The 12,112-nt window shown below is 39.0% G+C and carries 9 protein-coding genes; 1 reads left to right on the top strand and 8 read right to left on the bottom strand.

Annotated features, from left to right (window positions below; all coding sequences use genetic code 11):
- Positions 1-153 precede the first annotated feature (153 nt).
- The 4 genes from EL242_RS03240 to EL242_RS03255 all read right to left on the bottom strand — a co-directional run bounded on the left by EL242_RS03240 (position 154) and on the right by EL242_RS03255 (position 7,183).
- Positions 154-1,590, bottom strand: coding sequence for an HlyD family type I secretion periplasmic adaptor subunit (locus tag EL242_RS03240; protein ID WP_126301483.1), 1,437 nt, complete (start codon positions 1,588-1,590; stop codon positions 154-156).
- Positions 1,591-1,601: 11 nt separating this feature from the next.
- The gene (locus EL242_RS03245; protein ID WP_145962131.1) at positions 1,602-3,728 is read right to left on the bottom strand and encodes a type I secretion system permease/ATPase; all 2,127 of its coding nucleotides are present in this window, start codon (positions 3,726-3,728) and stop codon (positions 1,602-1,604) included.
- A 74-nt stretch (positions 3,729-3,802) separates the two neighbouring features.
- A complete protein-coding gene (locus EL242_RS03250; protein ID WP_126301485.1) occupies positions 3,803-6,664 on the bottom strand; it encodes an RTX family hemolysin in 2,862 nt (953 codons plus the stop codon).
- A 15-nt stretch (positions 6,665-6,679) separates the two neighbouring features.
- Positions 6,680-7,183, bottom strand: coding sequence for a toxin-activating lysine-acyltransferase (locus tag EL242_RS03255; RefSeq protein WP_126301486.1), 504 nt, complete (start codon positions 7,181-7,183; stop codon positions 6,680-6,682).
- 395 nt (positions 7,184-7,578) lie between these two features.
- Between EL242_RS03255 and EL242_RS03260 the strand changes: the two genes are divergently transcribed.
- A complete protein-coding gene (locus tag EL242_RS03260; protein WP_126301487.1) occupies positions 7,579-8,295 on the top strand; it encodes an arginine ABC transporter substrate-binding protein in 717 nt (238 codons plus the stop codon).
- Positions 8,296-8,353: 58 nt separating this feature from the next.
- Here the strand turns inward: EL242_RS03260 and EL242_RS03265 are convergent, their stop codons facing one another.
- From EL242_RS03265 to sfsA, 4 genes are all read right to left on the bottom strand, one after another.
- On the bottom strand, positions 8,354-9,232 hold the full coding sequence (locus EL242_RS03265) for a VirK/YbjX family protein (protein ID WP_126301488.1): 879 nt from the start codon (positions 9,230-9,232) through the stop codon (positions 8,354-8,356).
- 75 nt (positions 9,233-9,307) lie between these two features.
- The gene (gene hslU / locus EL242_RS03270) at positions 9,308-10,633 is read right to left on the bottom strand and encodes an HslU--HslV peptidase ATPase subunit (RefSeq protein WP_172595368.1); all 1,326 of its coding nucleotides are present in this window, start codon (positions 10,631-10,633) and stop codon (positions 9,308-9,310) included.
- A 183-nt stretch (positions 10,634-10,816) separates the two neighbouring features.
- Positions 10,817-11,338, bottom strand: coding sequence for an ATP-dependent protease subunit HslV (gene hslV / locus EL242_RS03275; protein ID WP_021279477.1), 522 nt, complete (start codon positions 11,336-11,338; stop codon positions 10,817-10,819).
- A gap of 60 nt (positions 11,339-11,398) precedes the next feature.
- Entirely contained in the window at positions 11,399-12,112 is a 714-nt protein-coding gene (gene sfsA, locus EL242_RS03280) for a DNA/RNA nuclease SfsA (protein WP_126301490.1), read from the bottom strand.

The following is a 12,112-nucleotide window of genomic DNA, read 5'->3' on the forward strand; positions in this document are numbered from 1 at the left end:
AGGATTCGTCTTATAAAAGAAAAGAATTAGTAATTTTTAGTTAGAACAATTTGTTATAAAAGTGTAAAAAATTAGGCTTTTTTGACCGCTTGTAGACTAAAAAATAAAGCCATAAAAGCTCAAAATGGCTTTTATGGCTTTGTTTTGGTTCGATTAGCGTTCCCTTAAACTTTCTGTGACAGATTCTTCTAATGGGCTGAGTAAATAACTCATTACACTCCGTTCACCGGTTTTGATTTCAGCAGTTATTGTCATACCTGAACTCAAATCAATGTTTCGTCCATCAGGAGATGTTAGATTCTTCCTATCTATAGCTATAGTTGCATTAAAAACTAAACCTACATTAGGTTGTTCAATCGCATCCGGGCTAATATGTTTGATTCGACCCGTTAGATAACCATAGCGCGTATAAGGGAAAGTTTCCACTTTAATAATCACCTCTTGCCCTGCTGCAACAAAGCCGATATCTTTGTTTTGAACCAGAGCGGTGGCCTCTAACACATCATCTTCCGGCACAATGATCATCAAGGTTTCAGCAGTCGTAACAACACCACCTATAGTGTGAATTTTCAGTTGCTGAACCGTACCGGAAACCGGTGCTCTGATCATCGAGGCCTGTCTGCGTTGATTATTTTTTTCTAACTCGAGCCGAAGTTGACGTTCATTTTCAATATGTTGCTTTAATTTTTCCAACACATCACTTTTAAAGAATTGAGTGATCAGCTCAAGTTCTTCTTTTACATTGAGTAGATCATTTTCTAATTCATTTAATTTTGAACGATAAACTGCCAACTCATTTTGTGCTTCAATCGCCTTATTTTCTTGCGAGAGAAGCTCATGCTTAGATAACGATTTTTGTTGATAAAGTGCTTTGAAATCCTTTAACTTTTCTTGCTCAATACGTGTAGCACCTTCATATTTACGAACGTAGGCAGATGTAGTTTGCTTTTCCGCATCTTTACGTTTATAAGCTAAGGTTTTCTGTGTTTTTTGTTTTTGCCAAGTGGTGTATTGCTCCTCAATTAAGTGTTTAATACGTAGTCGATCTTCTTCCGATGAATCGTTAAATTCCGTTTTAGATAAATCAATCACCGGCAATGACTCGTTTTCAATGGCAGTCAGTAATGTTTGGTAGCGATAGTTTTCCAGCTTTTCTAAAGAGAGTGAAGCAATAGTCTTTTTGATATCCGCCTCAGAACCCAATGCAGTTAAGCTCACTAATAATTGTCCTTTTTCCACAAACTGCCCATCTTTAACAAAAATTTCTTGTACGATGGCGTTTTCAATCGGTTTAATTTCTTTACTTCTGCCACTAAAAGTTAATTTACCGGGTGCAGTCGCCACAATTTCAACTTTGCTTACACTGGCAAGCACAATTGCCACAACTAAAAACAGCATAATTAAATAAGCAATTAAGCGTGGTTTTTTAGACACCGGGGTTTCAATCAATTCTAAATGTGCCGGTAAAAATTCACTTTCATCTTTTTTTCTGTTTGGGTGGTCTAATTCTTTACGAATTTTCCATACTTCTGCCCAAATGTTTTTATAGCGTAGGAAAAATTCATAAATACCACTAAGCCATATTTTCATGGTTTTCCTTCTTAATTAAGTTGTAACTGGTGTAAGTAGGAATAAAGGCCGTTACTGTTTTGCAGTAATTCGTGATGCTTGCCTTGTTCAACGATTTCCCCTTTTTCCATCACAATAATTCGATCCGCATTTTTTACAGTCGATAAACGATGTGCAATCAAAATCACGGTTCTTCCTTGGCATATTTTTTGCATATTTTGCATAATAATATGCTCAGATTCGTAATCGAGGGCACTGGTTGCTTCATCAAAAATTAAGATTTTCGGGTTGTTTACCAAGGCTCGTGCAATCGCAATTCGTTGGCGTTGTCCGCCCGAAAGCCCCGCTCCTTGTTCACCTACAATAGTGTTATAACCTTCACGTAATTCCGAAATGAAATCGTGAGCCCCTGCTAATTTTGCTGCATAAATCACACGTTCCATCGACATTCCTGGTTCTGAAAGTGCAATATTTTCTCGGATACTACGGTTTAACAGGACGTTATCTTGCAAAACGACCCCGATTTGACGGCGTAACCAGTTTGGATCTGCGAGTGCAAGGTCGTGCCCGTCAATAAGCACTTGCCCGTTTTCAGGAATATAAAAACGTTGTAGTAATTTGGTTAGTGTGCTTTTACCAGAACCGGAACGACCGACAATTCCAATCACTTCCCCTTTTTTAATCTCTAAATTCACATTATTTAAAATGGTAGGAGCATCCGGTTTATATCGAAAACGAATATTTTTAAACGCAATATCTCCTTGTATTTCAGGTAGTGATAATTTGCCTTGATATTGTTCGGTTGGCGAGTTTAAAACATCACCTAAGCGAGTGACGGAAATCCCAACTTGTTGGAAATCTTGCCAGAGCTGTGCTAACCGAATCACCGGTGCAATCACTTGCCCTGACAGCATATTAAAGGCAATTAATTGCCCAATACTCAGATCGCCTGAAATAACTAAGTGTGCACCTAACCAAAGGTTAATCACCATAACGGTTTTTTGAATAAGTTGTACACCTTGTTGCCCAATGGTTGCTAATACAGTTACACGGAAACTTGATGAAACATAGCTTGCCAGCTGTTTATCCCATGTATCAGTCATTTGTGGAGCAACCGCCATCGCTTTAATCATATTGATGGCTGTTACCGACTCAACTAAGAATGCTTGGTTATCAGCACTTCGGGCAAATTTCTCATCTAAACGCCGTCTTAAAATCGGACTAATAAAAATTGACCATAAAATATAGCAGGGCAATGAACCAAGAATTACCAAGGTTAATTTTGGGCTGTAATACCACATTACGGCAAAAAAGATAAAAGAGAATAAGAGATCTAAAACCGAGGTTAATGCTTGTCCGGTAAGGAAATTACGAATTTGATCTAATTCTCTGACCCGTGCAACTGTATCGCCAACACGTCTGTTCTCAAAATAAGAAATAGGCAATGATAATAAATGCCTAAATAATTTAGCCCCTAATTCCACGTCAATCCGGCTAGTACTATGCGAAAACACATAGGTTCGTAAACCACTTAGTACAATTTCAAAGATGATCACAATAGCTAAGGCAACCGTAATGATATTCAAGGTTGAAAAACCTCGATGCACCAGTACTTTATCCATAACAACTTGGAAGAATAGCGGTGTAATTAGGGCAAAAATTTGCAAAAAGATCGAAACAATCAAGGTTTCTAGAAAGATTTTTCGGTATTTGATCACCGCCGGAATAAACCAGGTGAAATCGAACTTTGCTAGTTGACCAACTACGGAAGCTCTAGATGTGACCAAAATTAACTGCTCTTGATAGCAGGCTTCAAATTCGTCTTGTGACAGAATTTGTGGGGCATCTTGTTCCAAATTGTAAGTTAAATAGCGGTTATTATCGGTATCCACTTTTACCAATAAAAAATGTTTACCATTATCTTGCCAAACTAATGCAGGTAAATTCACCAAGTGTAAGCGGGAAATCTCTTTTTTAATGTGTTTCGCTTTCAACGCTAACGATTTTGCGGCTAAAAGCCAAGAGGTTAAAGAAAGCCCTTTTCCGTCAAGATCAAATTTATGTTTTATTTCTTCCGGATTAAGCGAAATATTATGGTATTGTGCCAACATAGTGAGGGCAACTAAACCAAGATCATTCCTTTGATGGTTAGCTTCCATATTGTCTCCTTTTATAAAATAAAACGGCAACTCCATAATGTGCGAAACAATATAGAGTTGCCAATCATTAAAAATTAAGCTGCTCTAGCAAATTGAAGAGAAGATAAACTTTGATCCAACATTGAAGTTGGAGCCACTAATACATTTCTCGAATCATTAGACGAGGTAAATGCACTTGCAGATGAGATTAACTTATCTAAGCTGTTTGTCACATTTTTGCTATGTTTGAGCAATTCATAGTTATCAACAACTTTTGATAGCTCATCTTGGGTAATTTTGCCGTTACCTTTTGCGATAAGATCATCAACTTGCTTTGAGGTAATCCGCTCGCCATTTTGACCGATGATTTCTTCGATTTTCTCATCTTTAGTTGCTTTATAATTACGCACTTCTTTAGCAAAATCAGCTTCTCGGAACCAGTCTTGAATGGTCACTTTCTCTTTTTTGCTATTCGTGATGACAAGATTATGTTTAACTTTTTCAAATGTTAAATCTTTTAAGTTTGAATCAGAGAATGATAATTTATCATTGCCATCGGAATCGGTAATAATATCATTACCATCGCCTTGACGGTGAACGAAAATATCATCACCTTTACCGCCGTGTAATAGGTCGTTGCCTTTACCGCCATCGATAAAGTCATCACCATTTCCACCATCGATAATATCATCGCCTTTACCACCAAATAAGCGGTCATTGCCGTCGTTACCGTCAATAGTATCGACACCATCACCACCGTTAAAGGCATCATTGAACTTACTACCTTTAAAGATATCGTTATGTGATGTACCGATAATTTCTTCAACAGCTTTCAAGGTGTCTTTGGTGTAATAACCGGCATGGTGCTGGTTATTGCTATGACGATATTCAATTTTTTCTTCACGGTTGCCCACCAATGCGGTGTGAGTTGAAGTCACTTCGTGTAGTGCTTTACCGGTTTCTACGAAACGATTTACGGTATAACTACCTTGCTCGGTCTCTTTAGTGGCATCAATAGTTAAAGCACCGTAGTTTCCGCGGCTATAGTGAACTCGGTCGTAACCTTCACCGCCATCAATTTCCGTCGTACCAGAACCAACAAATACGTTGTCATCACCTGCACCAAGTTTGGCAACAATTTTTGTTTCTTTGGTTTTAGTTACATTTCCAGCATTGTCTAATTCAATACCAATACGCTGAACAACATTAGTTAAATCAAAGGTAGAACTTGCTGCACCATCTGTGATTTTCCAGCTATCTACACGGTTAATATTGAGCTTGGTAATATATTCATATTTACCTGTTTGTACGCGTTCACGATGCTCTGTTCCCGGCGTCAATAATGGCGTTCTGAATAAGATATGCTGAGTTTTCGCTTTACCCGAATTACTCACATCAATAATACCGTTTGCCGAATCCAACTGTACTAATTTATCGGCTTTAAGATGTTTACCTTCTTCAAATGCATCCACATAAGCTTTACCACTAAGCACTTTTTCACCTAAACGGCTAATACCGGCTAAATCACCAATATTGTTATCCCATTGCTGCTGAGTAATAGCGATGACACGTTCTGCCTGTAACTCTTTGTTTAAGTTCAGTAAGAATTTCATATTATCTTGTAAATTCGCAAGATAACGGGCATCGTAACCATTTTCAAAGTAGTTCTTGCCGTGATTATTTTTTTCCCATTCTACAATTTTGTTATGAATTTTATTCGCAACGTGTTCAAACATTGCTTGTTTAGAGTATTGCAGAATAGTGGAAATTACACCGGTAATCCCAGATACTAATAAGGCAATCGGTGAAGCAATAACCGAGCCGGCTGCCGCAGCAGATACACCACCAGCAATAGCAGCCAATGCGGTATTAATTGCAGTAACCGATGCATCAATAGTTCCTGTTCCACGCTGATATTCCGCTAATAAATTATCACCGTCATAGCCTAATTTTTTAAAGCGTTCGGCATAGCTCTCTAAACTTTTTGCGTGATTAAATTTATCGGCAATACCAGCAAATGCTAATGGGCTAATCGCAAGAGAAACAGTAGAAGCAATTAAAGCAGCCACAGGCCCGGTTGAAGATAAACCTGCTGCAACACGTTGGGCTAAAATGTAAGAAGAAACGGCTTTGGTAATATTACCAACAACTTGGTTTGCCAATTCAAAACCCGCACCTACTTTTCTTGATGTTGAAGCATTTTTATCTGCAAGTACAAGTGCAGCTGTTGCACCCGACAGTAAGCCAGATACGACATCTAAACCAAGGCTGGTTTTATCAAAACCACTCAGACCTTTTAGTTTATCGCCAAGAGAACTTAACCCTTTAACGTTTTGTAGTTTTGAACCAAGTTGATTAATTTGATCACCAAAGGCGTCTAGCGTTTTGACCGAGTTAGCAATATTTTCGATCAATGAGTTGGTTAACTCTAAACCAGCTTTAGCAAGTGTCAGCTCATTACTGTTTTTTTGTAATGCCTCATCTAAATCCATGCCAGCCAATACCGAGCCTAAAATAGATTGAATACCAGATAATACGGTTTTTGCATTACTAAAACCTTTTGTAAGATTTTCTGCAGAACTAATCGCTTGACCTACTTTAGTTTTCTGAAGCAACTTGTCAAGCTGAGGGGCTGACAACACAATACCACGCTCAGTTAAACCCAGCACATTTTGAATTGTGCCCAAACTGGTTTGTGCTTTTGCAATATCGTTTCCTTCCTCTTTTTGCACTTCAATACCAAGCTCTTCAGCTGCCTTAACTAAATCCTGTAAGCCATTGCCTTTCTCGGTATCATATTGATAATCTTTTGGAATGTAGAGGATGATTTTTTTTGCCCCGGTTTTTAAAGATTGCCCTGCTTTAGCTAATGATTGTCCTGTTCTATTTAAACCGGATTTAGCAGTCAACCAGGAACTTTTTAAATTTGTTGAAATATTAGTAAGTTTATTACCCATAAGGGATGTCTCCTTCTATTTTTTAATAAAATTAAATTCATTTTTAAGTGCTGTTGCCAGCTCTTCTTGATATGTATCAAAACGTTTTTTTGCTGTTTTTTTATCTAATTTACCTCCTTTAAAGTAGGCAATTTTGCCTAATTCTTTCTGCTTTGGATAAAAGCGTATAGATCTGACGATCATATCAGGATATTTCTGACACATTTTTTTATAAAGTAATTGAGAATGTCCGAATGGTGCTACCCAATCAATAATCCAGCGTCTGTCACCAGACTGCCATTCTTCTGGTGTTAACGAACTAATATCCTTAATATATTTCACCTCAGTCTCAAGGTTTAAATCTGCCCAACTACAATAAGCGATCGGAATACCGTTATCTATAAGTAGCATATATTGTTCATTTTCAATTGCAGGAATCACATTGCGTGCTAGTAGTTCACAGCTCCATTCTTTGTGGAGGGAGGAGTTCATCCATAGCCAAGTAATGTTTCCTAGTAAGTTAAAATAAGATTGATTCATAATTTGCACTCGATAATTATTCTAAATTAGGTTAAAAATTATAGCATAATATAATCATTACTCGATCTTGTTGTCGTATTTTTTGTTGTTTTTGTAGCTTAAATTGTATTTTTTGTCTTTTATATAATCAGAAGAGAAAAAGGAGTGTTTTAAAGTTATACAAAATGTAGGGAAATTAAACAAAATAATTACATTGTAATATTAATGTAACATATGCTTTTCTTTTTTCTTTTGGGTTGTTTTTTTGAGATAGAGGAATCAAGAGGATTGAGAAACTACATCTCAATTTGATGTGTTTGTATGACATAAAACAAACTTTATGAAAAGAAGACTTTTTTTAAGAAAGTAACTGCGTTAAAGTGGTAATCCTTATAATGAAAACACAGGGACTTTTTATGAAAAAAACACTTTTGACCCTTTTATTCGGGTGTGTGGTTACTGCGCAGGCACAAGATATCAAATTTGTGATGGAGCCAAGCTATCCTCCATTTGAAATGACCGACGAGAAGGGAGAAATTATCGGTTTTGATGTGGATATTGCAAATGCTATCTGTAAAGAGATGAATGCAAATTGTACATTCCATAGCCAACCTTTTGATAGCTTAATCCAAAGCCTAAAGCAAAAACAATTTGATGCTGCAATTTCAGGTATGGGTATTACGGAACCACGTAAGAAACAAGTATTATTTAGCGAGCCTTACTTTCCAAGCTCTGCTGCCTTCATTGCGAAAAAAGATATAGATTTTGCTAAGGTGAAAACGATTGGTGTGCAAAATGGGACTACTTACCAACACTATTTAGCAAAAGAGAAAAAAGAGTACAATGTGAAATCTTATGCCTCTTATCAAAATGCTATTTTAGATGTGCAAAATGGGCGAATTGATGCTATTTTTGGCGATGTGCCGGTATTGGCTGAGATGGCAAGAAAACACGAAGGGCTAGATTTTGTAGGGGAGAAAATCAATAATCCAAACTATTTTGGTGATGGTTTAGGCATTGCAACTCACTTGAAAAACCAAGTATTAGTTGATCAATTCAATACAGCATTAAAAACGATTAAAGAGAATGGCGAATATCAAAAAATCTATGATAAATGGATGAGCGGCAAGTAACTTGTAAGCGGTCATTTTTGCAAAGTTTTGCAGATTTTGACCGCTTGTATTCTTTGATTTACCTATTTAAGCCAGTATAAGTTTTAAGCATAAGCTCCATGGTCTGCTTTAAATTAGCTAGCATTTCATAACGCTTGCGATACATTGAGCGTTTTTTGCTTGGAATTTCATCTATTTTTTTACTTTCCAATTCAAGCGGCAACTGCCAATAATTTCCCGGCTTTCCGCCCGATTCCGCAAAAATAGCATCATAATCCACTACATAGCGCTTACTTTGCACCCAGCGGGATTTATTCTGATATTTCTGTGGAATGCCTAGTAAACTCTGATAACCAAGAACAGCCGTTAAAGCCTTCATCGCTTCAACCATTAAATAGGCCGGGCGTAAGCCATGGCAACTTTTGGTTAATTGTTTCACTCGCTCTTTTGACCCCTCAAAATTCGGGCCTTGAATGACTGCAATCAACAAGGCTTCATCTAACTTACCAAATGTTAATAAATAAACTAGTTGATTAGTCGGTCTGTGGCGAAGTTCTAATGCCCAAAAACCTTCCATCGGCTGATGTTCATTGATGTTAAGCCATAACTCAAAATCTGCAATAATTTCACCAAAATTGACCGCTTGTTCCCATAGAGGTGGTAAATGAGCCAATTTTTGCGGTAAAAACAGCAGGTTATCTGTGATTTTTTGTAAGCGTTGGTTGGCACCAAAACGCTTATCTAAAAAGCGGTGAGCCACGGGGTAGCTGTAATTTGGTCGAGCATTTAAGAGCGGAATCAGTTGTGGATTTTGTGTAACGAACTGCTCAAATTGCTTGATTTTGGAATGATGCAACCAAGAGCGAAGACGGTAACGAAAACGTTTCCCTGCGTAAGACTTCTTTCCCTGATTTGGATAAAGCGATTGTGCAGCAGGCCATTTGTATAGATTTTTCATTTTTACAACTAACAATATGAAAAGCGGCTAATTCGCAAGATTTTTCGCTAAAATAACCGCTTGTATAACTTAAAACTACAAAATAAAGCGACTTAAATCTTCGTTTTCCACCACGTCATTTAACGCTTCGGAAACATAGTTTTCATCAATGATGATTTTTTCACCACGGCGTTCGCTGGCATCGAACGAAATGCCGTCCATCAAACGCTCAAGCACGGTGTGTAAACGTCTTGCCCCGATGTTTTCGGTTTTCTCGTTCACACGGAAGGCACTTTCTGCAATACGGCTGATACCGTCTTTAGTGAACTCAATCTCCACGCCTTCAGTTTTCATCAACTCACGATATTGCAAGGTTAATGAGGCATTCGGTTCGGTTAAAATACGCTCAAAATCTTCTTTGGTAAGCGATTTTAACTCCACACGAATCGGCAAGCGACCCTGTAATTCTGGGAGTAAATCAGACGGGCGAGCCACTTGGAATGCACCCGAGCAGATAAACAGAATATGGTCGGTTTTCACCATACCGTGCTTAGTATTTACGGTTGAGCCTTCAATGATTGGAAGCAAGTCACGCTGAACGCCTTCACGAGAAACATCTCCACCCGAATGTTCGCCTTTTTTACAGATTTTGTCGATCTCATCAATAAAGACAATACCGTGCTGTTCCACCGCTTCAATCGCTTGCTGTTTCAGCTCTTCAGGATTCACCAATTTCGCCGCTTCTTCATCAAGCATCACCTTTAACGCATCTTTGATTTTCATTTTGCGTTTTTTGGTTTTGTTTGGCGACATTCCCTCAAACAGCGATTGTAACTGCGAGGTCATCTCTTCCATTCCCGGCGGGGTCATAATCTCAACGCTCACCTGAGCCGCCACGTCAATTTCAATCTCTTTATCGTCTAATTGCCCTTCACGCAATTTTTTGCGGAAAGTTTGACGGGTGGAATTATTGTCTGATTCCTGCACATTGCCCCACTGATCTTTCGCCGGTGGCAATAATACGTCTAAAATGCGATCTTCCGCCGCATCTTGTGCACGCATTTTATTTTTTTCAACTGCTTGCTGGCGGACTAATTTCATCGACACATCAGCTAAATCACGGATAATCGAATCCACTTCTTTACCCACATAGCCCACTTCAGTGAATTTGGTTGCCTCAACTTTGATGAAAGGGGCATTGGCAAGTTTTGCCAAACGGCGGGCGATTTCGGTTTTACCCACACCGGTCGGGCCGATCATTAAAATATTTTTGGGGGTCACTTCTTGGCGGAGATCTTCCGGCAACTGCATTCTTCTCCAGCGGTTACGCAAAGCAATCGCTACCGCACGTTTTGCATCTTTTTGTCCGATAATGTGTGCGTCTAATTCTGAGACGATTTCACGGGGTGTCATTGACATAATGTTATTCCTTAAATTAATTACCCTCTCCCCTGTGGGAGAGGGAATATTTTTCTTCGTTCAGAAGAAAAATCAGGGAGAGGGTAACAAGCGGTCTTTTTTCTTAAACGTTTTGCATTAACCCCTCTCTCTGAAAAATATTTCTGAACGAAATATTTTTCGGTCTCTCTACAAGGAGAGAGTTAATTAAACTTCTTCAATCACGTGATTGTGGTTACTGTAAATATCAATATCGCCAGCAATTTTTAACGCTTCGGCAACGATCTCTTTTGCAGATAAATTATTTTCGGTGCGTAATAACGCAAGAGCAGCGGCTTTCGCATAGTTACCGCCTGATCCAATCGCCAGCACATCTTGCTCCGGCTCAATCACATCGCCCGAACCTGAAACCAATAAAAATTCGCTGTCATTGGCAACAATCATCATCGCTTCTAAACGGCGTAAAGCACGCTCGGTACGCCACTCTTTTGCCAGTTCCACTGCCGATTTCACTAGATGCCCTTGGTGTAACTCCAATTTTTTCTCGAATAAATCACGCAAAATAAAGGCATCAGCGGTCGAGCCGGCAAAGCCTGTCACTACTTTGTCTTTATACAAACGGCGAACTTTTCGCACTGTGCCTTTCTCGATACAATTTCCAAGCGTTGCCTGGCCATCACCACCGATAGCCACTTTTCCGTCTTTACGCACGCATACAATCGTTGTCATACTAAATCCTTCTTTTTAAAAACTTTGGCTTATATGGGGATATGCTGTGTGTTTTCAAGCTTAAAACTCACATTTCTTTGTTAAGGTTGCCGCAATAGGTTGCCCGTTTTCCAATGAAATTGCCATTTTATAGGCGAGAACTTGCACTTTTTGTGCAATGGCTTGGGCGAATAATTCGGCATATTTGGGGTCAATCTGCTTTGCCACTTCAAACCGTTCAATGCCCGTGTGCAAAATAGCGAAAAAAATGACCGCTTGTAAGCCCTGTTCAGCGATTTTCGTCAGCTCCCGCAAATGTTTTTGCCCACGCTCGGTTTGGGCATCGGGGAACATTCCCACACCGTTTTCGGTTAAAAGGGTGGTGGATTTCACTTCCACAAAACAATCCGGCAGAGGGTCTGATTTAAGCAAAAAATCAATTCGACTATTTTCATTGCCATATTTTTGCTCTGGTAAAATTTTACGGTAGGCTGCAAGCTCATCAATCCATTTATTTGCCAAGGCTTCTTGCACTAACTGGTTCGCCCGCAAGGTATTGACGCAAATAAAATCCCCCGCTTGGGTTTGGGTTAGTTCCCAAGTGTGAGCATATTTACGTTTGGGGTTATGGGAAGTGGAAAACCAAACCGTATCACCGGGGTTGGCACAGCCTGTCATCGCTCCTGTGTTTGGGCAATGAATGATAATTTGTTCGCCATTTGGCAACTGAATATCCGCAAGAAAACGTTTATAACGGCGAAGTAAAATGCCGTGGGAAAGAGGGGGAAACTGCAT

Origin of the sequence: Mannheimia haemolytica (assembly GCA_900638155.1) — a bacterium.
In the GTDB taxonomy this organism is placed as follows: domain Bacteria; phylum Pseudomonadota; class Gammaproteobacteria; order Enterobacterales; family Pasteurellaceae; genus Mannheimia; species Mannheimia glucosida.